Below are 20,609 nucleotides of genomic sequence, written 5' to 3' on the forward strand. Positions count from 1 at the left end.
ACGCTTTGTAGAGGACTTTCGGACGGGGGTTCGATTCCCCCCGCCTCCACCAGATCCTAAAAAAGCCGAACCTCAAAAGGTTCGGCTTTTTTATCGTCACAACAGCTTAATCACTGACGGATGTTTCGGTTTCGCCAACCGTTTTCTTACCAGTTACCATCGCACGCGCCAAATTGGTTTTGCTCAGGAAAGACATGATAAATACAGCGGCCACGTGTAATCCGATCAATACCCACATCAGATTCGCTAGCAACTCGTGGACTCCCATCACCGTTTCATTACCCCAATAGGCATCGGTCTCCATCATAAAACCGCTCACGCCCAAGCCCAAAATAGCTCCCCACAAGGCAAACATCATCAACGCACCGATCGGATTGTGGCCGACATCATGACCGAATTCGCCCGCTTTCATAGAGCGGATATGCGACGCGATGCGCGAGGGCGTCGGGAAAAAACTGCTGAAACGGGCGTAACGGCTGCCGATAAAGCCCCACAGCAGACGCGAAACCACCAAACCGCAGGCGAGATAGCCGATATAGCGGTGGACAACCTCGCCCTCCTCCGTAAACAGCAGGTTGGCAAAAACAATGGCCGCCACTGTCCAGTGTGTAAACCTTACCCAAATATCCCATACTTTTACTGTCTGCATATTTTGACTCCTTGGCGTGCAGTCTGAAATCTTGGCAAAAATACCGATAATCTCACAGCATTTTTGCAAAGACACCAGCGCAATTGGTAATAAAAAACAGCGGGATAGCAATGCAAACAGCCAACCCGCCCGCTTTATAGATGCTGTCTGTTAGTCAATTTCGGATTTTACCGGCTTGCCGGTTTTGGTGTCGAAATAAATCTCAACCCGTTTGCCTTCTTTATTTTTACCGTAGATTTCATAGCAATTACCATCGGTTTTCTTGAAATTACGGATTTGATAACCTTCGGCTTTCAATTGTTCTTGGAATTTTGCCGGCGGAATTTGTTCCGCAGCCGGGTGGTTTTGGCATTGGGTTTCTGCGAAAGCAGGCAAAGTAACGGCGGCGGCGATTAAACCGAAAAGGGCTTTGTTCAACATGGTAGTTCTCCTAAAAATATCTGCGGTCAACAGGACCGTGGAAACCATTAAAACAAAGCGAGCTTAATTGAAACTTAAAAAAATAATATTCACGCTCTATTAAGCCTAACCTATTATTAATACAAATTTTTCTGTTTCCGTATGCATTGTTTCATATGCAACCTGCTTTTTTCAGACAGGCATTGCGGCTTTCTTGTTCCTTTATTTAAGTTTATATCCCTCACGTAAAAAACCTTCTTCCGTAATGAGATTAAGCTTGCTTTAAGTTTACCTCACTACACTGCGGCTTTTCCCCAAGCCAGCAGTATTCAATGAAAACCTTTAAGCTCTCTTCCAATAAAATCATCCTACTGTTCACACTTTACTTTGTATTGGTGCTCAACATCGGCTTCTGGCGCAGCGTGCTGGAAAATGCCCCGATAAGTAATTCTGCCAACTGGTTGCTGCTGGCCACCATGCCGCTGTTCATCGTAGCAACGATGAATGTCTGCCTGCAGATTCTGTTTTGGCCCAAAGTTAACCGCGTATTGTTTCCTCTGATTCTGGTGATGGCCGCCGGCGCTTCTTATGCGGTAATGACGCAGGGGATTTATTTCAACTCCGACCAAATCCAAAACATTCTGCAAACCAACCAAACCGAAGCCAGCGCGTGGATCAGCGTGAAATTTATCGCTTGGTTGCTGATCACCGGTATTTTACCCGCGCTGTTTTATATTGTTTTTGTGCGCGTCGAAGCCAACAAGCATTGGTTCAAAGGCCTGTTGTGGCGTTTGGCCAGCGTAGCGGTTTCCCTCGGCATCATTCTGGTGCTGGCCGCCACTTCTTATCAAAACTACGCTTCTTTTTTCCGCAACAACAAAGGCATTAACCACCAGATTATTCCGGTGAACTTTATCGGCGCCAGCTTCAAAACCGCCTATAACTATTACGACGCCCACCGCCCGTTCGAGCAAATCGGATTGGATGCCAAACGGCTGACGCCGCAAGGTGCCAAGAAAAACCTGATAGTGCTGGTGGTCGGCGAAACCACCCGCGCCGAAAACTGGGGTCTGAATGCCGGCGCGCCCGATACCACCCCGCAGTTGAAGCAGATAGGCGACGTTATCAATTATCCGCAAGTCAGTTCCTGCGGTACTTCCACCGCCATTTCCGTACCCTGCATATTCTCGCGCATGAGCCGCGAGGAATACAACGGCAATACCGCCAAACATCAGGAAAATCTGCTGGATATGCTGCAACGGGCCGGCCTCTACACCTCATGGCGCGAAAACGACAGCGGCTGTAAGGAAGTCTGCAACCGCATCAAACACATCGATATGTATAAAACCATTGCCGATGCCGCCGCCCAATGTAAAGGTGATTTGTGCTACGACACAGTATTGTTGGATAAACTGCAGCAAGAAATCGATGCCATGCCCAACGACGGCATCATCGTACTGCACAGCAACGGCAGCCACGGCCCGGCCTATTTCGAACGTTATCCGCCGCAATTGCGCAAATTCACGCCCACTTGCGACACCAACCAGATTCAGGATTGCGATTTAACCAAACTGGCCAACACCTATAACAACACCATCGTTGCCATCGACGACATGCTGGCTAAAACCATCAAGCTGCTCAAAGCCGACGACAAAGTCAACAGCGCATTATGGTATTTCTCCGATCACGGCGAATCGCTGGGTGAAAAAGGTATTTTCCTGCATGCCGCGCCGTACGCCATTGCGCCCAGCCAGCAAACCCATATCCCGATGATTTTCTGGGCCTCGCCGGGGTTCTACAGCGACCGCAAGCTGGACGAAGCCTGTATGCGCCAGACAGCACAACAACCCAAATCGCACGACAACGTGTTCCATTCGCTGCTCGGCATTTTCGATATCGGCACACAGGAATACAAAAAAGAGCTGGATATGTTCGCCGCCTGCCGAAAATAGTGATATATAGTGGATTAACTTAAGAAAAAGCTTATGCGTCATGCCCGGGTTCAAGCCCTGCATGACGCATAAGTTTTTAAATACACCTGTCTAACTTAGCATAAGTCTTTTCCGTTCATTTTTCAGACAGGCATTCAGTTATGCATAATAAATAAATTACTGATTTTAAGATATTTATCCTAATTTATTACACATTTCAAACGGAACTTGCCTGATAAAAAACACTCTATCCGGCATAAAAATACAAGAATGTATGTTTAACAAGCTTTTGTATCGCAGATTAAATTTAATAATCCACCATACTTTGCAGAAACAAAAAGAGGATTCAACATGAAAATCAAAAATATTTTGTTGGCCACCTTGGTATCGGCGTCTTTAATCGCCCCCGTTAGCACGGCACAAGCGCGGGGTACTACTGATCAAACCACCGCAACCATCGTCGGTGCAGCAACCGGAGCCATTATCGGCAATGCGTTCGGCAAGAACACCAAAAGCACGCTGATTGGCGCAACAGTCGGCGGCTTGGCCGGTAATGCTTATGCCTACCGCAATAAAAAAGCAGAAGCCAAAGAGCGCGATGAACGCCAATACGCTCAATACCATAAACCCAAGCATCACAAACACAAACGCAAAAAGCATCGTGAACGCGATTGGGACGACGATTAATCCGTTCTAAACCATTTAAATCCCATTCAATATTTACAATTAATGCCTGTCTGAAACCGTTCAGACAGGCATTTTATTTTTCCGATTCAGGTCGTGCTATATTACCGCCCCAATAAAACAAACTTTACTCCACTATTTCACCTATAGCGGATTTAATTACTTCGATACAAGACAGCAAGCCGCAGACCGTACAAGTAGTACGGAACCGATTCTGTTGCCGCTTCAGCGGCTTACAGAATCGTTCTCTTTGAGCTAAGGCCCAGCAACGTCGTAGCGAAAGTTAAGTTAATCCGCTATACATATTGCAGAAGGTTCCCATGTCTGATCACGCTACATCTCCTCAAACTAAAATCGGTATTTTTCCCTATATCATCGCCGGCATGTCGTTTATCCCATTGATTGGCGTACTGTTTGGCATCATTGCCATCATCTGGGGACTGATCCTTTTAAAACGCGGCGGCAAACGTCTAATTATCATAGGATTACTGGGAATTGCCTTAACCGTTACCCTGTATGGCTCACTTTATTATTTCGGCTTTGTGCAACGCGGCGGCGTATATGACGACCTGCGAAAAGATTTGGCACAAAACAACTTAAATTCATTGGTACAAACCGTAGAATTTTATAAAACCCAAAACGGCAGCTATCCTGATTCATTGAAAACACTGGAAAGCGCTGCTCCTCAGGGCAGTTTTGTCTTCATTACCGACCCCACCGATGTTACCTCCCAGCCACCGTGCGAATTTTATTATCAAACAGTGGGCACCGATAAATATTATCTGCGCGGCGTCGGCGCGGACGGCCAGCCGTTTACCGATGACGACATCGTGCCGCAAATCGCATCCGCTGCCGGCAGCAAAATCGGCTTGCTCACCGAGCACCAATAAAACAATACCCGCACAAGCTGCGGGTATTTTTCAGACAGGCATACCATCTTGTCGATATTGGTCTTCCACACAGATTGATTCGGGCAAACACCCAAAAATGCTTTTAAGCTTCTTCTTCCAATGCGACTAATTTCAACTTCAGGTTTTCCTCTTTTACACGAAACAACAAATCGATATTCGGATGCTTACCCGGATGCGCCTCTGCATCGGCAACATGTTCGGCAAACCATTCCAAACCCCGTTCTGCAGCGGCTATCCCCAACTCGCCGTCAAACTGTTGTGCCAAAGCATGATAAACTTTGAGCGAACCGAGCTTACCCTCAATAGCCGGAATATGGTGAATCACCTCATCGTCTTGGCTACAAATATCCAACCCGCGTAAATGTTCTACAGATGGCATGTTCGCCAGATTTTCCTGAAAACTCATCATGTTCTTTCTTTAGTCTCAAAAATATCCAAAACTCAAAATAAGGTTTTGCCCCAAATGCAAGCAAACGTCTTATTCTGACCAGCCGCGATTGTATCACTGTTTTCGCCCGGTCTACCCTACAAACAAGCTGTTAAGTCTCTGTCGCTTTGTGTAATATTTGGCGATTCGCTTGATTTTTCCACCCATCGCCCCCATACTGCTTCTTGTAGTTAGTTTGAAGTTTCCGGTTGCTGTATTTGCTTAGCGTAACCATCTGAATATTCTCTTGCAGTCTTTCAAGTGTTTGCCCTGATTTTCCAGTCCCCTAGCTTTAGTTCTGGCTATCTTTAATTTTATTTCAATAAGGAAAAATTCAATGAGCAATCTGCAATACGGTTCAGTAAAATGGTTTAACGAAAGCAAAGGCTTCGGCTTCATCACTCCGGAAACCGGCGGCAAAGATTTGTTTGCCCACTTTTCTGCTATCGAATCCGACGGCTTTCGCACGCTGAAAGAGAATCAGCGCGTCAGCTTTATTCCTGGCGACGGCCCCAAAGGCCCGCAAGCTTTAAATATAAAGGTATTATCATGAGTTCTGCAAAACGTCGCGGTCGTATCTTTTATATGCTGCAAAAGCAGAAAGAGTATAACGAACGCGGAAACAAAGCGGCTTAAAAAGCCCGGTTTCCAAAATAAAAATCCCGCAACATTGCGGGATTTTTTGCGTCTGAAATTCAGACAGACCAAAGCTTTTTATGCCAGTGCTTGGCACTAGTATAAACGGGATACAAACGTTTTCAGGCTTGAACCGGCTTTTTGCAAGAGCCTTCGATTACAATAAAACCAATCATCAACCAAGGCACTATAAAATCGTACGAAATCGCAACAATAAAAGATTCAATCAACGGAGCTTGGTATTCCGGAAGAAGGTTGGCGGTTGATTTCGGTTTCCAAGCTGATAAAAGCACTGATCATGGCTTGCCAAATCGCTTCGGCCACATCAAGTGACAAACCGGCGGCAGATGCCTGTTGACGACGTGCCGCAATGACTTGGGCCATTCGCTCCGGTGCGGCAACTGCTTGAGCATCGTTTAGAGGTTTCAACTTGCCGGCTTGCTCGACTAATTTTTGCCTCTCGGATAATAAATCAATCAGTTGGCTGTCTATTAGATCGATAACTTGGCGAACTTTGGTTAAAGTTTTTGACATGTTTTTGTTTTCTATAGCGAATTAACATAATCATGCTCGGGCTGAGACCCGAGCATCTTGATTGTTTCGAAAGGAAAAACGGACACTTGGCTCAAGCACGCGGATAACGAAATAGCGTTTTCGAGTTTGAATCAACTTTTACCAAGGCTCTCAAGCCATTTCGATAGCTTATTTACCTAAAGCCGATAATACTTCGGTTTTCACACTCTCTACCGGTTGGGTGCCGTCCACTTTAATGTATTTCGGCGCTTTTTCACCTTCCAGTTTGCTGTAAAAACCAATCAGCACAGCGGTTTGGTCGTGATAGACTTCCAAGCGTTTTTTTACGACTTCTTCTTTATCGTCATCTCGCTGAACCAAATCTTCACCGGTTACATCGTCTTTACCCTCATTTTTAGGCGGGTTGTGCTCGATGTGATAGGTGCGGCCGGAAGGCAGGTGCACGCGGCGGCCACTCATGCGGGAAACGATTACCGAATCAGGTACGTCGATTTCAACCACCGCATCCAGATCCACGCCCGCTTTCACCATTGCTTCGGCTTGTCCCAAAGTGCGCGGGAACCCGTCGAACAGGAAACCGTTTTTGCAATCGTCTTGCGCGATGCGCTCTTTTACCATGCCGATGATGATGTCGTCGCGCACCAAGCCGCCCTCATCGATGATTTTTTTGGCTTCCAGGCCCAACGGTGTGCCGGCTTTAATGGCGGCGCGCAACATATCGCCGGTAGAAATTTGCGGAATATTGAATGCCGCCGTAATAAATTGAGCCTGTGTTCCTTTGCCGGCACCCGGCGCTCCTAACAACAATACTTTCATTTTTCTTCTCTCTCTACTGATTTACAAACTTCCCGAAGCGCTTTCAGACAGGCATCGGGAAACCTAAAAGCTTACGAAAACAGTGCGCGCACCCGATCCAAGTCTTCCTGCGTATCCACGCCGGCCGCCGGTGCCGTTTCGGTAATTTCCACGGCAATCGGATGGCCGTGCCACAATACCCGCAACTGTTCCAGCGATTCCACCGATTCCAGCGGCGAAGCGGCCATAGCTTCGAACTGCTGCAAAAAGCCTGCGCGGTAGGCATAAATCCCGATATGGCGCAGCGGCTGCGGCGAATCGGGCAACTCTTTCCTCTGATCGCGCATAATATCGCGCGGATAAGGAATCGGCGCCCGGCTGAAGTAAATGGCATTGCCTTGCGCGTTCAGTATTACTTTAACCACATTCGGATTGAAAAAATCATCGAAATCATGGATTTCATGGGCGGCAGTCGCCATCGGCGCACCGTTGGCAACCAATACCGCTGCGGTACGGTCAATTAATGCAGGATCAATCAAAGGCTCATCACCCTGCACATTGACGACTACCGTCTCCGGCGGCAGATTCAGCAGACGTGCTGCCTCGGCCAAGCGGGTGCTGCCGCTCTCATGCGTATCGGCGGTCATCACCACCTCTATGCCGTGTAGACGGCAGGCTTGGGCGATTTCTTCATGATCAACCGCCACCACCACACGCTGTGCGCCGCTTCTTGCGGCCTGCTCGGCCACGCACACAATCATCGGCTTGCCGCCGATATCGGCCAATGCTTTGCGCGGCAAGCGGGAAGACGATAAACGCGCGGGAATAATCACGATAAACGGGGTTTTCATTGTGCCAACTCTTCCTCGGTTAACACACGCGCTTCGTTTTCCAGCATATAAGGAATGCCGTCTTTAATCGGATAGGCCAGCTTGGCCTGGCGGCTCCATAATTCCTGTTTGTCCTGCTTGTATTCCAGCGCGCCTTTGGTAACGGGGCAAACCAAAATATCTAAAAATTTCTTTTCCATAATATGCTTTCGTTTTTAGACAGGCATGGCTGTCAATAAATAATCCATATCTAACGCGCATCAACTGCTTTTCAGACAGGCATCCGTGAGATGCAAACGCTGCGCAACAAATTCGGCCAAATCCGGTTCGATTATCGCACAAACCGGCAGCACCCACACATTTTCCCCATGCCTGTCTGAAAGTTTTACCGCATCTTTTTCAGTAATCAAAACGATATCGGACGGCGGCCAATCCTGCGGATTCAAGGGCGCGTGATCGGGCAGCGCCAGCGTTTGCGCGAGCGGAATACCGAGGCTGAGCAAGCTGTTGAAAAAACGCTCGGGCTTGGCAATCGCTGCCACGGCGGTGATTTTTTTACCAACAAAACTTTGGCTCTCTAAGGTTTGTTGCGGCTGATTCAGTCGGTAAATTTTCCCCGTTTGCAACCGGGAAACAAACAGCGGCAGCGATGCCGGAAAATCCTGTGCGGAAACGGCAGCTTGGGCATCCGGCAAACCGCTTACCACCACCGCATCCGCATCCTCCAACCGCGACCAAGGCTCGCGCAAGCCGCCGTTGGGCATCAAATCCAAATCCTGCCGTCCAATATCCGCCGCCGGGAAAACCACAAGCTCCAAATCACGTTGCAAGGCATAGTGTTGCATACCGTCGTCGGCGACAATCAGTTGCAACCCGGGGTAAGCCGCCAGCAACGCCCTGCCCGCTTCGCCACGTTTGCTGCCTACCGCCATCGGCACGCCGGTTTGTCGATACAGCATCAGCGGCTCGTCACCCGCTTCGGCGGCTGTGCTGCGTTCGTTCAGCACATGAATCTCACGGCTCTCGCGCCCATAACCCCGGCTGATGATGCCGACCTCAATTCCTCTTTGCCGCAAGCCGTTCACCAAAGCGGCGGTAACCGGGGTTTTGCCGACGCCGCCGACGTGGATATTACCCACCACCACCACCGGCACCGGTAATTTTTCGCGCCGCAAAATACCGCTGCGATAAAGCCTGCGGCGCAACAGAAAGCCTGTCTGAAACAGTCGCGACAGCGGCCATAACACCAGCTTCAACCAAGGATTCGGCCTCTGCCAGTGTTGTTCGATGATTTGATGTAACGGCGGCATAGGCTTATAAACCGAGATTCGCCCACATGGCGTCCACCTTCGCTACGGTGGCGGCATCGCGCTCAATCACCCTGCCCCATTCGCGGTCGGTTTCGCCCGGCCATTTGTTGGTGGCATCCAAACCCATTTTACCGCCGAGGCCGGAAACGGGGCTGGCGAAGTCGAGATAATCAATCGGCGTGTTTTCGATTAACACCGTATCGCGCACCGGATCCATGCGGGTGGTAATCGCCCAAATCACTTCTTTCCAGTCGCGGCAGTTGACATCGTCGTCCACCACCACGATGAATTTGGTGTACATAAACTGGCGCAGAAAGCTCCAGCAACCCATCATCACGCGCTTGGCGTGTCCGGCATACTGTTTCTTGATGCTCACCACCGCCATGCGGTAGGAACAGCCTTCGGGCGGCAGATAAAAATCAACGATTTCGGGAAACTGCTTCTGCAACAGCGGCACAAACACCTCGTTTAAGGCCACGCCGAGCACGGCCGGTTCGTCGGGTGGTTTGCCGGTGTAGGTGCTGTGGTAAATCGGGTTTTCGCGCATAGTAATGCGCTCGACGGTAAACACGGGGAAATAATCCTGCTCGTTGTAATAACCGGTATGGTCGCCGTAAGGGCCTTCCAGCGCGGTTTCGTCGGGATAAATCGCCCCTTCCAGCACAATTTCGGCACGCGCTGGCACCTGCAAGTCGCTGCCGATACATTTCACCAATTCGGTGCGCGAACCGCGCAGCAAACCGGCAAACTGATATTCGCTCAAAGTATCCGGCACCGGCGTAACCGCCCCCAAAATGGTGGCCGGATCGCACCCCAACACCACGGCAACGGGATACGGCACGCCCGGATACGCTTTTTTATGCGCCTGAAAATCCAACGCACCGCCGCGATGCGCCAACCAACGCATAATCAGCTTGTTTTTGCCGATTAACTGCTGGCGGTAAATACCGAGGTTTTGGCGTTTTTTATGCGGGCCGCGCGTTACGGTCAAACCCCAAGTGACCAAAGGCGCGACATCTTCGGGCCAGCAATGCTGAATCGGCAGTTTGTTTAAATCGACTTCATCGCCCTCCCAAACAATCTCTTGGCACGGCGCTTTTTTCACCACATTCGGCGCCATACTCCAAATATCTTTCAGCAAAGGCAGTTTGGCAAACGCATCTTTTAAACCTTTGGGTGGTTCGGGTTCTTTGAGATAAGCCAGCGTTTGGCCGATTTCTCGCAATTTGGCCACGCTCTCCGCCCCCATGCCCATCGCCACCCGTTCGGGTGTGCCGAACAAATTGGCCAACACCGGAAAATCATAGCGGCTGCCGTCGGCGTGCACGGCGTTTTCAAACAACAAGGCCGGCCCTTCGGCGCGCAACACGCGGTCGGCGATTTCGGTCATTTCCAGATGCGGCGAAACCGGGGATTGGATGCGTTTGAGTTTACCCTCACGCTCCAGCATCCGGATAAAGTCTCTTAAATCTTGATATTTCATCATCACGCTCGAAGAAGTCATTCAAATATAAACAGGCCTGTCTGAAAAAGCTTTTGCCGTTTATGCTTTGCTAAGGTCTGTCGACAATTAACGCAACGGCGGTATTTTTGGTCAAAAATCCCCGTCTGCAGCGTTAAAAATGCTCGCAAGGTGTTCAACCTTGCTGTGCTTTTTGCCTTGCATACGCGGTTTTTGCCTCAAAAAACCGCTTCGCCGGTTAATTGTCGACAGACCCTAATAAAACGCTTGCTGCGGCTACTGTTTCAACGGCAGGGCTAATGTTTTATATTGTCTTTTGCGACAGGAACCGACAACGCCGATTCCTCCGTCTGTCTGCCGGATTCTAACACTTCCGGCACGGTTTCGCAGTTGCTTCTTTGCCTATTTATTAAAAAAGTATTAACATTTTATGCCGTATATTTATAAAATTTTGACGATTACAGAACTCAAATATTTAGTTCACTCGCTTAGATTGTCAGGACATTATGTCTGATTGTGCAAACAATGTGACTGATAATGACGAGAACGAAGAGGAGAAATTTAAAAATGGAACAATCAAAAGTCAGCATCGCTCGCGTGATTACCTATGCCGGCGCCTTTATCGCCTTCCTGATCGGCTCGGGCTTTGCGACCGGGCAAGAGGTGATGCAGTATTTCAGTGCTTACGGTTGGATGGGTATCGCCGGTATTTTGGTGGTATTTATCCTGTTTCTTTATGTGGGCTGGGATTTTGTGGTTACCGGTTACCAACATAAATTCTATAACAGCGGTGATATTTACCGATTCTTGTGTGGCAAATGGATAGGTGGTTTTTTCGACTACTTCTCCATTTTGTTTATTTATATGTCGTTTATCGTAATGATAGGCGGTACCGGCGCAACGGTTGAACAACAATACGGCATATCGCCTTGGATAGGTGCCATCAGCATGGGCATTATCGTCGCGACTACGGTGATTTTCGGTTTGGACAGAATTGTCGAAGTATTGGGCAAAATCGGCCCGGCCATTGTCATCCTAACCGTTACGCTGGGTATTCTGGCGATTATGAAAAATCCTTCCGGGCTTGCGACCGTCGATTCCGTTATTCCCAACCTGCAATTGAAAACCGCTTCCAGCAACTGGTTCCTGGCCTCGCTCTCGTATGTCGGCTTTTGCATGTTGTGGTTGGCCGGCTTTATGAGCCTGATGGGCGCAACTTCAAAAAATCTGAAAGAAGTGACCTCCGGCGCTATGCTGGGCGCATTAGGCTTCAGTTTGGCACTGGCGATTATTGCGCTGGGGTTTATGGCCAACATCGAATTTGTGGCCGGCTCCATGGTACCGACATTGAAAATGGCCAATAGCATCCATCCGGCCTTCGCCACTATTTTCTCCATCATCGTACTGGCCGGTATTTACACCACCGCCGTTCCCTTGCTGTGGCAGGCCTCCGCCCGCTTCACCGATGGAAAATCAATGAGATTCAAAGTATTGACTTTGGTATTGATGGCTATCGGCGTATTCGTCGGCTTAAAGGTACCGTTTGACGATCTGGTTAACGTGATTTATGTGATTAACGGTTATGTTGGTTTTATCCTGTTGCTGTTTATGGTTATCCACACCGTGAAACGCATCAAAAACAAAGCAGCTGCCTGATTGCTTGGTTCACAACAAAGCAAAGCCCGTACGGAGAGACGGGCTTTTTTGATGTGATGTCATCCCCTCTCTTCAGACAGGCAGAGACCTTTGCAAAATTCTTTTCGATAGCTGGAAACACGTGCGTCATGCTCGGGTTTGACCCGAGCATCTGTTTGTTTGAGAAGAAAAAGCAGATACTCGGGTCAAGCCCGAGTATGACGAGATATCAATAAATTCAGGCTTAATTCAGGATTAAAAAGTTTTTTGCAAAGGTCTCAGTATGCCTGTCTGAAAATAATTTGACACGTTTATGGTGATGCAAATACCCCCGTTGTTTACTTAACATATACCTGTCTTACAAAACCGATTAAATATAAAAAACCAAACTATTTTCAGACAGGCATACTGAGACCTTTGCAAAACCCTCAGATGTGGATACAGTTCAAGGCGTAGCAGCGCAGCGAGCGCAGACATAACATGGGGTTAGGCAAGCGAGCGAGCAGCACACAACGCAGAAATGCGCCGCAGATGCGGGTTTTGCAAAGGTCTCTCTCTTTATTTCCGTTTTCCTACCAAACAAATATCCCCATGCCTTGCGACATGGGGACAGCATCACATCGTGTCAAATCTTTAATCACCGTATACCGGGCGGCGGGCACACAAGACCTCTACTTTACCGGCAACTTCTTTCAACACCGCTTCGTTATCCGGCGCCTCCAATACATCGGCAATTAAGTTAGCCAATTCGCGGGTGTCGTTTTCATCGAAACCGCGGCTGGTGATGGCCGACGCACCCAAACGCACGCCGGAGGTAACAAACGGTTTTTCCGGATCATTCGGAATCGCGTTTTTGTTCACGGTGATGTGCGCCTTGCCCAAAGCTTCTTCGGCTGCTTTACCGGTAATGTTTTTGGCGCGCAGATCCACCAGGAACATATGGCTCTCGGTACGGCCCGAAACAATGCGCAAACCACGTTGGGTCAATACTTCGGCCATGGCTTTGGCATTGAGCTTCACTTGTTTGGCGTATTCTTTCCAAGAAGGCTCCAACGCTTCTTTAAATGCCACCGCTTTGGCAGCAATCACGTGCATCAACGGGCCGCCTTGCAGGCTCGGGAAAATGGCGGAATTGATTTTTTTCGCCAACTCCTCATCGTTGGTCAACACGATGCCGCCGCGCGGGCCGCGCAAAGTTTTGTGGGTGGTCGAAGTGGTGAAATGAGCGTGCGGAACCGGGTTCGGGTATTCACCGGCAGCGATCAAGCCGGCGTAGTGCGCCATGTCGACAAACAGATACGCACCGATTTTGTCGGCAATTTCACGGAAACGTTTGAAATCGATTTCCAAGGCGTAGGCAGAAGCACCGGCCACAATCATTTTCGGCTTGTGTTCCAATGCCAAGCGCTCGACTTCATCATAGTCAATGGTTTCGTCGTCGCCCAAACCATAGGGCACCACTTTATACAGTTTGCCGGAAATATTCACCGAAGCACCATGGGTAAGATGGCCGCCATGCGCCAGATTCATCCCCAAAATCGTATCGCCCGGCTGCAATACCGAAGTGTAAACCGCTTGGTTGGCTTGCGAGCCGGAATGCGGCTGTACGTTGGCATACTGGGCGCCGAACAGTTTTTTAATGCGGTCGATCGCCAGTTGCTCGACGATATCGACATATTCGCAACCGCCGTAATAGCGCTTGCCGGGATAACCTTCGGCGTATTTATTGGTCAGTTGCGAACCTTGCGCCTCCATCACCGCCGGGCTGACATAGTTTTCGGAAGCGATCAGCTCCACATGGTCTTGCTGGCGCTCGACTTCCTGCGCAATGGCCTTGGCCACTTCGGGGTCAAAAGATTCGACTGTCACACTGCGTGAAAACATATTATTTCTCCTTCGTAAAAATCATGATGATACAAATCGGGTGCAGAATTAAGCGTCGCCGGAATCTCCGGCGGTTTTGACAGGAATATCAGCGCAGCACCACAGTACGCTCTCCGTTGATAAATACCCGGCGCTCTAAAACTTGCTGCAATGCGCGCTCCAACACCACGCTCTCGCTGTGGCGGCCGGTGCGCAGCAAATCGGCCGGCGTAAACGCATGATCTACGCGCTCCACATCCTGATCGATAATCGGACCTTCGTCCAAATCCGGCGTAACGAAATGTGCGGTGGCACCGATCAGTTTTACCCCGCGCGCATGCGCCTGTTCATAAGGCTTGGCTCCCCTAAAGCCCGGTAAAAACGAATGGTGGATATTGATGGCCTGCTTTTCCAGCATTTTGCTGGTTTGCGGACTCAATACCTGCATATAGCGCGCCAACACCACAAATTCGGCATCCAATTGGCTCTTCAAGTCGATAATCTGCTGTTCTTGTCGTGCACGGTTTTCATTGTTCACCGGCAAATGGTAATACGGTATGCCGTGATGATCGGCAATCGGCTTCAAGTCCAAATGATTGGAACCGATGCCGACAATATCCATATTTAATACACCCAATTTGCTGGCCGAAATCAAGGTATTGAGACAATGGTCGGTTTTCGACACCATAATTAGCACTTTAACCGGTTCGTCCAAATCCCAAATATGGCCTTCACCGTTTTGCTGCTGCAAAAATTCATGGTATTCGTCTTGCAGGCGTTTCAAATCAAAGCTTTTTTCCTCAATGTGAAAAACACTACGCAGATAAAAATATTGGCAAATTTCATCGTCGAACACCGAAAATTGTTCGATGTACGCCCCGTGATTCTCCAGAATCCGGGTCAACTCACCCACCTGCCCGCGTTGGCTGGGTGCGGAAAAATTCAATGCATAGCGCTGAAAACCCATGGTTACTCCTCTTAAAGTTATTGTGCAACCGGCCCGCCGGATAGCCAAGCCGAATGGATTATTCATGATGGCATTGCTGCAAAAGCAAAGTATATCCAAATCGACACCCAGCATAACAAATACGACAGGCCCGACAGGCTTGTATTTAACCGAATAAACCTTGTCGCTTCCTGAACAAATTACGTCTAAGTTTGACGGTTTTACAACAATCAAATATCAATAATAGCTAGAATTTACAGCCTACCGCTGGATTTGGGAGAAGAAATGAGTAACGGAACTTTTGATAAAAACAACTTCTACTCTTGGAAGTCGTTGCTGAAAAACAGCTTATCGCACAACCAGAACTGGCCGGAAGCACGCCGCATGGCAACCTTGCAAAGCCAGTATGATGTGATTATCGTCGGCGGCGGCGGCCACGGTTTGGCAACTGCCTATTATCTGGCAAAAAACCATAATGTCGGCAAAATCGCCGTATTGGAAAAAGGCTATCTGGGCGGCGGCAATACCGCGCGCAACACCACATTGGTGCGCTCAAACTATCTATGGGAAGATGCCGCCAATTTATACGAACATTCCATGAAACTGTGGGAAGGCCTGTCTGAAGATTTGAACTTCAATACCTTCTTCAGCCAGCGCGGCGTATTCAACTTGGGTCACAACCTGCAAGACATGCGCGACATCGAACGCCGTGTAAACGCCAATAATCTCTTGGGCATCGATGCTTATGTTTTGAACGCCAAAGAAGTGCAAGAACGCATCCCCCTGCTCGATTGCTCGCGCCGTACCCGTTATCCGGTACTCGGTGCCAGTTGGCAACCGCGCGGCGGTATCGCACACCACGATGCAGTCGCCCGTGGTTTTGCCCGCGCAGCCAGCCATCTGGGCGTAGACTTGATTGAAAACTGCGAAGTCACCGGCATGAACATCAGCGAAGGCCGCATCCAAGGCCTGCAAACCACCCAAGGTTTCGTGCGCGCCAATCAGGTAGGTGTCGTCGCTGCCGGCCACACTTCGGTTCTGGCCAATATGGCAGGCTTGCGCTTCCCGATTGAAAGCCATCCGTTGCAAGCGTTCGTTTCCGAATCCATGCAAAAAGTCTTTGATACCGTGGTGATGTCGAATGCCGTACACGGCTACATGAGCCAGTCGGATAAAGGCGAATTTGTGATCGGCGCCGGTATCGACAGCCATCTGGGTTACGGCCAGCGCGGCAGCCCGCACATCATCGAGCACACTGCCGCCGCCATTATCGAATTATTCCCGCAACTCTCCCGCGTGCGCATGAACCGCCAATGGGGCGGTATCGTGGATGTTACTCCCGATGCCTGCCCGATTATCAGCAAAACGCCGGTTAAGGGCTTGTATTTCAACTGCGGTTGGGGTACCGGCGGCTTCAAAGCCACTCCGGGTTCCGGCCACGTATTCGCCCACACCATCGCCAACGACAATCCGCATCCGTTGAACGCAGCCTTTACCTTAGACCGCTTCTACACAGGCCGTCTGATTGATGAACACGGCGCCGCCGGCGTTGCTCACTAAGGAGCCCATCACATGCTTTATTTACATTGCCCGTTTTGCGGCGAAAAACGCGACGAACAAGAATTTCATTACGCCGGCGAAGCCTTTATTGTCCGCCCGAAAAATCCTGAAGAATTAAGCGACGAAGAATGGGGCGACTATGTATTCATGCGTAGCAACCATAAAGGCTGGATCTGGGAACAGTGGGAACACACCTCCGGCTGCCGGAAGTTGTTTGTGGTTAAACGCCACAACGTTACCAATGAAGTAGAAGGCAGCTATACATTCGCAGAAGCCCGCAAAGCATCTGAAAAACAATCAGCAGCAGAGGAGTCGGTATGAGCGCAAGACGCATTTTAAAACCATCGGTACAAGTCGAAGCAGGCAACACCGTTAGCTTTGAATTCGATGGCCAACAATACCAAGGCCTGAAAGGCGATACATTGGCATCGGCATTGCTGGTAAACGGCGTTAAAGCCTTGGCCCGCAGTTATAAATACGGCCGTCTGCGCGGCATCATGAGCGCCGGTGCGGAAGAGCCTAACGCGCTGGTACAACTGGAAAAAGGTGCTTTCAGCACGCCTAACGTCAAAGCGACACAAGCCGAGCTCTACCAAGGCTTGATTGCGGAACGTACATCCGGCCGCCCCAGCCTGCATTTCGATTACAAAGGTATGATCGGATCGGTAGGCAAAGCCATGATGCCGCCCGGTTTTTACAGCAAAACCTTTAAATGGCCGCCAAAACTCTGGCCGACTTACGAAAACGTTATCCGTCAGTTCGCCGGCTTCGGCAGTACGCCTGAAGTGGGTGATGCCGAATGGTATGACCATCTGCATCATTATGTGGACGTATTGGTTGTCGGCGGCGGTTTGGCCGGCTTGCAATCTGCCCTCAATGTTGCCGAAAACGGCTTGAAAGTGCTGTTGGTGGACGAGCAGGCACAATTGGGCGGCTGGCTGTTATCCGATGCAAGCAGCCGTTTCGACGGCATCAGCGGTGCCGAATACGCGGCCAGTCTGGCGGAAAAACTGAAGCAGCATCAAAACGTAACGGTTTTAACCCGCACCACCGCCTTCGCCTTGCACGACCATAATTTGATTCAAGCGGTTGAACTGTTGCAAGATCACCTACCCTTAGGTCAACGCAATCCCGACCAACCGCGCCAGCGTCTGCACCGTATCCGTGCCGATAAAGTCATTCTGGCCAGCGGTGCGATCGAACGGCCATTGGTATTCGGCAACAACGACACCCCCGGCGTTTTCACCGTTTCGGCTGCGCAAACCTATCTGAATCGCTATGGCGTACTGTTGGGCGATAAAATCGTGATTTGCGGTAACAACGATGAAATCTATCTGGCCGCCCGTGATTTGGCGCAGGCTGGCGCCGAAGTGATTGTTGCTGATGTACGTTCGCGCAGCAGCATCCCGGCCTATATTTCCAAACAAGTCAAAGTGCATCTGGCTACCGGGATTGCGCAAGTTAACGCCGGCAAAGGCCAAGTTCACGGTGTGGAACTGATAGATCTGAAATCCGGTGGCAAGCAAAGCGTAGCCTGCGAAGTGGTACTTTCCAGCGGCGGCCTGTCGCCTACCGTACACTTGTATTGCCACGATACCAGCCGTCCGCTGTGGGATGCCGAAAAAATGGCGTTTGTAGTACCCGATAAGTACGAGAACTGCAAACCGACCGTATGCAATGTAGGTGCGGTAACCGGCAGCAAAACTTGGCAGCAAACCCTTGCACAAACCGCCGACATTCTGAAAGCCTTTTTGGCTGACCGCGGCATCCAAGCCGATATCGAGATGCCCAAAGTGGTTGAAGAAAAACATCAGGCTATGGAATTGGCCGTACGCCTGCCTGATGGCAAGCCGGCAGGCAAAGGTGCCAAAGCCTTTGTCGATTACCAAAACGATGTGACGGCCGAAGACATCAAAATCACCATTCAGGAGAACTACCGCCATATCGAACACGTGAAGCGCTATACCGCTTTCGGCTTCGGTACCGAACAGGGCAAGCTCTCCAGCGTCAACAGCTTTATCTTGACCGCAGAAGCCATGGGGGTTCCGGTAGAACAAGTCAGCACCACCACTTACCGCCCGGCTTATACACCGGTCAGCCTGGGTGTGTTGGCAGGCTTGGATGCCGGCGACACCTTCGACCCGGAGCGGATTACCGCCATGCACGAAAGCCATGTTGCGCGCGGCGCAGAATTCGAGCCGGTCGGACAATGGCTGCGTCCGTGGTATTTTCCCAAAGCCAGTGAAGACATTCATGCCGCGGTTAACCGCGAATGCTTGGCTGCACGCAACGGTGTCGGTGTAATGGATGCCTCTACGCTGGGTAAAATCCAGATCGACGGCCCGGATGCACGCGAATTCCTAAACCGCATCTATTCCAATGCTTGGTCTAAGCTGGAACCCGGAAAATGCCGCTACGGCCTGATGTTGGATGAAAACGGCATGGTTATGGACGACGGCGTAACAGCCTGCGTCAGCGAAGAGCAATTCTACATGACCACCACTACCGGCGGCGCCGCCCGCGTATTAAGCTGGCTGGAATTATGGCATCAGAGCGAATGGCCGGATTTGAAAGTCTGGATGACTTCGGTAACCGACCATTGGGGTACCATTGCCGTAGTCGGTCCCAAATCCCGCCAAGTCCTGCAAAAACTGTGTAACGACATCGATTTCTCCGCCGAGGCCTTCCCATTTATGGAATGGAAAGCAGGTACCGTAGCCGGCTTGCCCGCACGTGTATTCCGCGTATCCTTCTCCGGCGAATTGGCTTATGAAATCAATGTGGAAGCCGGTTACGGCCACTATCTGTGGGAGCAAGTAATAGCCGCAGGCGCCGAATTTGACATTACGCCCTATGGCACCGAAACCATGCACGTATTGCGTGCCGAAAAAGGTTTCATCATCGTCGGCCAAGATACCGACGGCTCGGTAACGCCGATTGATTTGGGCATGGGTTGGGCAGTGGGTATGAAAAAACCCTTCTCCTTCTTGGGCAAACGCTCTCTTGCACGCAGCGACACCGCGCGCAGCGACCGTAAACACTTGGTCGGTTTGTTCCCGCAAGATACGAACACGGTTATTCCCGAAGGTGCGCAGATTGTGGCCGATGCCAACATCAAAGTGCCGGAAGCCGGCGGATACGACCCGAAAGTTCCGCTGTTAGGCCACATTACTTCCAGCTATTACAGCGCCTTCCTTGGCCGGTCGATTGCCATGGCCGTAATAACCGACGGTCGTAACCGTATCGGGCAGACCCTGTATGCCTTCAGCCAAGGCAAATTGATTCCGTTCACCGTAGCCGACAGCTCGGTATTTGTGGATGCCAAAGGAGAACGTCAACATGGTTGATACAACACTGGTAGAAAAATGGGAAACGCCTTTGCACGTGCAATGGGCGGAGTTGAATGAACAAGCTGCCATCGACAGCGTCAATTACAGCAGCGGCAGCGCCTTGGGCTTTATCTATCTGCGCGGCATAGCGGATGATAAGGCGTTTAGCCAAGCGGTAGCCTCCGTTTTGGGCAGCGATATTCCCACCCAACCCAAACAAACGGTATACACCAAACCGGCCGCCGTATTGTGGCTGTCTCCCGATGAATGGCTCTTGGTATGCTCTTATGCAGAGAAAAACGATTTGCTGCAAAAACTGCAAACCGCATTAAAAGGCGTATACGCCCAAGTGGTGGACAACAGCGGCGGCTTCATGCTGATGCGTATCCACGGCAATGATGCCACTACTATTTTGCGCCATATCTCTCCGTACAATTTTGAGTCTTTACAGACAGGCCAATGCGTACAGACCATTGCAAAGAAAACCACCGTAGTGGTCGTAAAAGTAGCCGAAAACGATTACGCCTTCATTTTCCGCCGCAGTTTTGCCGATTATTTGTGGCGTATTTTGCAAAAAACCGCCAAGCCTTACGGCTATGCTTTGCAAAAAAAATGGCAGTTTTCAGAAACCGATTGGCAACGCTATACGGCTTGATTAAAGCTGGCCAACAGTAAAATCTCTGCTTATTATCCCTGCGCTGCAAACCG

At 50.1% G+C, this 20,609-nt stretch carries 20 protein-coding genes, 1 other RNA gene and 1 pseudogene; 10 read left to right on the plus strand and 12 right to left on the minus strand.

The features are described 5' to 3' along the window. Nucleotides 1-52: a transfer-messenger RNA gene (gene ssrA / locus Q4C79_RS07160) on the plus strand; the annotation flags it as partial. A gap of 54 nt (nucleotides 53-106) precedes the next feature. Here the strand turns inward: ssrA and Q4C79_RS07165 are convergent. Continuing rightward, nucleotides 107-649, minus strand: coding sequence for a cytochrome b/b6 domain-containing protein (locus Q4C79_RS07165; RefSeq protein WP_303090337.1), 543 nt, complete (start codon nucleotides 647-649; stop codon nucleotides 107-109). Between the two features lie 150 nt (nucleotides 650-799). Next, nucleotides 800-1,069: a PepSY domain-containing protein gene (locus tag Q4C79_RS07170; protein WP_303090338.1), complete on the minus strand. Its 270-nt coding sequence runs from the start codon at nucleotides 1,067-1,069 to the stop codon at nucleotides 800-802. 311 nt (nucleotides 1,070-1,380) lie between these two features. Between Q4C79_RS07170 and Q4C79_RS07175 the strand changes: the two genes are divergently transcribed. From Q4C79_RS07175 to Q4C79_RS07185, 3 genes are all read left to right on the plus strand, one after another. Beyond that, nucleotides 1,381-3,000, plus strand: a complete 1,620-nt coding sequence (locus Q4C79_RS07175; protein ID WP_303090339.1) for a phosphoethanolamine transferase — start codon at nucleotides 1,381-1,383, stop codon at nucleotides 2,998-3,000. A 330-nt stretch (nucleotides 3,001-3,330) separates the two neighbouring features. Further along, entirely contained in the window at nucleotides 3,331-3,666 is a 336-nt protein-coding gene (locus Q4C79_RS07180; protein WP_303090340.1) for a glycine zipper domain-containing protein, read from the plus strand. A 317-nt stretch (nucleotides 3,667-3,983) separates the two neighbouring features. Continuing rightward, nucleotides 3,984-4,553 (plus strand): type II secretion system protein GspG, encoded by a 570-nt coding sequence (locus Q4C79_RS07185; protein WP_303090341.1) that lies wholly within the window; start codon nucleotides 3,984-3,986, stop codon nucleotides 4,551-4,553. A gap of 103 nt (nucleotides 4,554-4,656) precedes the next feature. Here the strand turns inward: Q4C79_RS07185 and Q4C79_RS07190 are convergent, their stop codons facing one another. Continuing rightward, entirely contained in the window at nucleotides 4,657-4,980 is a 324-nt protein-coding gene (locus Q4C79_RS07190) for a DUF2322 family protein (RefSeq protein WP_303090367.1), read from the minus strand. 367 nt (nucleotides 4,981-5,347) lie between these two features. Here Q4C79_RS07190 and Q4C79_RS07195 point away from each other — a divergent pair, with 367 nt between their 5' ends. Continuing rightward, nucleotides 5,348-5,554, plus strand: coding sequence for a cold-shock protein (locus Q4C79_RS07195; protein ID WP_303090368.1), 207 nt, complete (start codon nucleotides 5,348-5,350; stop codon nucleotides 5,552-5,554). Nucleotides 5,555-5,859: 305 nt separating this feature from the next. Here Q4C79_RS07195 and Q4C79_RS07200 read toward each other — a convergent pair whose 3' ends face one another. From Q4C79_RS07200 to ubiD, 6 genes are all read right to left on the minus strand, one after another. Continuing rightward, on the minus strand, nucleotides 5,860-6,171 hold the full coding sequence (locus Q4C79_RS07200; protein WP_303090342.1) for a chorismate mutase: 312 nt from the start codon (nucleotides 6,169-6,171) through the stop codon (nucleotides 5,860-5,862). 168 nt (nucleotides 6,172-6,339) lie between these two features. Next, a complete protein-coding gene (adk, locus tag Q4C79_RS07205) occupies nucleotides 6,340-6,987 on the minus strand; it encodes an adenylate kinase (protein WP_303090343.1) in 648 nt (215 codons plus the stop codon). A 71-nt stretch (nucleotides 6,988-7,058) separates the two neighbouring features. Then, nucleotides 7,059-7,817, minus strand: a complete 759-nt coding sequence (gene kdsB, locus Q4C79_RS07210) for a 3-deoxy-manno-octulosonate cytidylyltransferase (RefSeq protein WP_303090344.1) — start codon at nucleotides 7,815-7,817, stop codon at nucleotides 7,059-7,061. Then, nucleotides 7,814-7,996, minus strand: coding sequence for a Trm112 family protein (locus Q4C79_RS07215; protein ID WP_303090345.1), 183 nt, complete (start codon nucleotides 7,994-7,996; stop codon nucleotides 7,814-7,816). The genes kdsB and Q4C79_RS07215 overlap by 4 nt, the downstream gene beginning before the upstream one ends. 60 nt (nucleotides 7,997-8,056) lie before the next feature. Next, nucleotides 8,057-9,106: a tetraacyldisaccharide 4'-kinase gene (gene lpxK, locus Q4C79_RS07220; RefSeq protein ID WP_303090346.1), complete on the minus strand. Its 1,050-nt coding sequence runs from the start codon at nucleotides 9,104-9,106 to the stop codon at nucleotides 8,057-8,059. A 4-nt stretch (nucleotides 9,107-9,110) separates the two neighbouring features. Beyond that, nucleotides 9,111-10,589: a 4-hydroxy-3-polyprenylbenzoate decarboxylase gene (gene ubiD / locus Q4C79_RS07225; protein ID WP_303090369.1), complete on the minus strand. Its 1,479-nt coding sequence runs from the start codon at nucleotides 10,587-10,589 to the stop codon at nucleotides 9,111-9,113. Between the two features lie 546 nt (nucleotides 10,590-11,135). On the opposite strand from ubiD, the gene Q4C79_RS07230 reads away from it, so the two are divergent. Further along, nucleotides 11,136-12,224: a hypothetical protein gene (locus Q4C79_RS07230; protein ID WP_303090347.1), complete on the plus strand. Its 1,089-nt coding sequence runs from the start codon at nucleotides 11,136-11,138 to the stop codon at nucleotides 12,222-12,224. A 321-nt stretch (nucleotides 12,225-12,545) separates the two neighbouring features. On the opposite strand, the pseudogene Q4C79_RS07235 reads toward Q4C79_RS07230, so the two are convergent. The 3 genes and pseudogenes from Q4C79_RS07235 to Q4C79_RS07245 all read right to left on the minus strand — a co-directional run bounded on the left by Q4C79_RS07235 (nucleotide 12,546) and on the right by Q4C79_RS07245 (nucleotide 15,099). Next, nucleotides 12,546-12,749, minus strand: a pseudogene (locus Q4C79_RS07235) (lipoprotein signal peptidase). 87 nt (nucleotides 12,750-12,836) lie between these two features. Further along, on the minus strand, nucleotides 12,837-14,087 hold the full coding sequence (gene glyA / locus Q4C79_RS07240; RefSeq protein ID WP_303090348.1) for a serine hydroxymethyltransferase: 1,251 nt from the start codon (nucleotides 14,085-14,087) through the stop codon (nucleotides 12,837-12,839). Between the two features lie 88 nt (nucleotides 14,088-14,175). Next, complete coding sequence (locus tag Q4C79_RS07245; protein WP_303090349.1) at nucleotides 14,176-15,099, minus strand: formyltetrahydrofolate deformylase; 924 nt, start codon at nucleotides 15,097-15,099, stop codon at nucleotides 14,176-14,178. Nucleotides 15,100-15,297: 198 nt separating this feature from the next. Between Q4C79_RS07245 and Q4C79_RS07250 the strand changes: the two genes are divergently transcribed. From Q4C79_RS07250 to Q4C79_RS07265, 4 genes are read left to right on the plus strand one after another with little or no spacing between them, the layout of a single operon-like run. Continuing rightward, nucleotides 15,298-16,572, plus strand: coding sequence for a sarcosine oxidase subunit beta family protein (locus Q4C79_RS07250; protein ID WP_303090350.1), 1,275 nt, complete (start codon nucleotides 15,298-15,300; stop codon nucleotides 16,570-16,572). A 12-nt stretch (nucleotides 16,573-16,584) separates the two neighbouring features. Further along, nucleotides 16,585-16,893, plus strand: coding sequence for a sarcosine oxidase subunit delta (locus Q4C79_RS07255; RefSeq protein ID WP_303090351.1), 309 nt, complete (start codon nucleotides 16,585-16,587; stop codon nucleotides 16,891-16,893). After that, nucleotides 16,890-19,919, plus strand: coding sequence for a sarcosine oxidase subunit alpha family protein (locus tag Q4C79_RS07260; RefSeq protein WP_303090352.1), 3,030 nt, complete (start codon nucleotides 16,890-16,892; stop codon nucleotides 19,917-19,919). Before Q4C79_RS07255 ends, Q4C79_RS07260 begins: the two co-directional genes overlap by 4 nt. Next, nucleotides 19,912-20,556, plus strand: coding sequence for a sarcosine oxidase subunit gamma (locus tag Q4C79_RS07265; RefSeq protein WP_303090353.1), 645 nt, complete (start codon nucleotides 19,912-19,914; stop codon nucleotides 20,554-20,556). The genes Q4C79_RS07260 and Q4C79_RS07265 overlap by 8 nt, the downstream gene beginning before the upstream one ends. Nucleotides 20,557-20,609: the final 53 nt, after the last annotated feature.

It is taken from the genome of Neisseria sp. (assembly GCF_030523955.1).
Taxonomy (GTDB): Bacteria; Pseudomonadota; Gammaproteobacteria; order Burkholderiales; family Neisseriaceae; genus Neisseria.

Bases quoted from the DNA above. Each gene is read 5' to 3' on its own strand.
- Q4C79_RS07230 (WP_303090347.1), top strand. From the start codon at position 11,136: ATGGAACAATCAAAAGTCAGCATCGCTCGCGTGATTACCTATGCCGGC.
- Q4C79_RS07245 (WP_303090349.1), bottom strand. From the start codon at position 15,099: ATGAATAATCCATTCGGCTTGGCTATCCGGCGGGCCGGTTGCACAATA.
- kdsB (WP_303090344.1), bottom strand. From the start codon at position 7,817: ATGAAAACCCCGTTTATCGTGATTATTCCCGCGCGTTTATCGTCTTCC.
- glyA (WP_303090348.1), bottom strand. From the start codon at position 14,087: ATGTTTTCACGCAGTGTGACAGTCGAATCTTTTGACCCCGAAGTGGCC.
- Q4C79_RS07215 (WP_303090345.1), bottom strand. From the start codon at position 7,996: ATGGAAAAGAAATTTTTAGATATTTTGGTTTGCCCCGTTACCAAAGGC.
- Q4C79_RS07260 (WP_303090352.1), top strand. From the start codon at position 16,890: ATGAGCGCAAGACGCATTTTAAAACCATCGGTACAAGTCGAAGCAGGC.
- Q4C79_RS07265 (WP_303090353.1), top strand. From the start codon at position 19,912: ATGGTTGATACAACACTGGTAGAAAAATGGGAAACGCCTTTGCACGTG.
- Q4C79_RS07165 (WP_303090337.1), bottom strand. From the start codon at position 649: ATGCAGACAGTAAAAGTATGGGATATTTGGGTAAGGTTTACACACTGG.
- Q4C79_RS07190 (WP_303090367.1), bottom strand. From the start codon at position 4,980: ATGAGTTTTCAGGAAAATCTGGCGAACATGCCATCTGTAGAACATTTA.
- Q4C79_RS07255 (WP_303090351.1), top strand. From the start codon at position 16,585: ATGCTTTATTTACATTGCCCGTTTTGCGGCGAAAAACGCGACGAACAA.
- Q4C79_RS07185 (WP_303090341.1), top strand. From the start codon at position 3,984: ATGTCTGATCACGCTACATCTCCTCAAACTAAAATCGGTATTTTTCCC.
- Q4C79_RS07180 (WP_303090340.1), top strand. From the start codon at position 3,331: ATGAAAATCAAAAATATTTTGTTGGCCACCTTGGTATCGGCGTCTTTA.
- Q4C79_RS07200 (WP_303090342.1), bottom strand. From the start codon at position 6,171: ATGTCAAAAACTTTAACCAAAGTTCGCCAAGTTATCGATCTAATAGAC.
- Q4C79_RS07175 (WP_303090339.1), top strand. From the start codon at position 1,381: ATGAAAACCTTTAAGCTCTCTTCCAATAAAATCATCCTACTGTTCACA.
- Q4C79_RS07250 (WP_303090350.1), top strand. From the start codon at position 15,298: ATGAGTAACGGAACTTTTGATAAAAACAACTTCTACTCTTGGAAGTCG.
- Q4C79_RS07170 (WP_303090338.1), bottom strand. From the start codon at position 1,069: ATGTTGAACAAAGCCCTTTTCGGTTTAATCGCCGCCGCCGTTACTTTG.
- adk (WP_303090343.1), bottom strand. From the start codon at position 6,987: ATGAAAGTATTGTTGTTAGGAGCGCCGGGTGCCGGCAAAGGAACACAG.
- ubiD (WP_303090369.1), bottom strand. From the start codon at position 10,589: ATGAAATATCAAGATTTAAGAGACTTTATCCGGATGCTGGAGCGTGAG.
- lpxK (WP_303090346.1), bottom strand. From the start codon at position 9,106: ATGCCGCCGTTACATCAAATCATCGAACAACACTGGCAGAGGCCGAAT.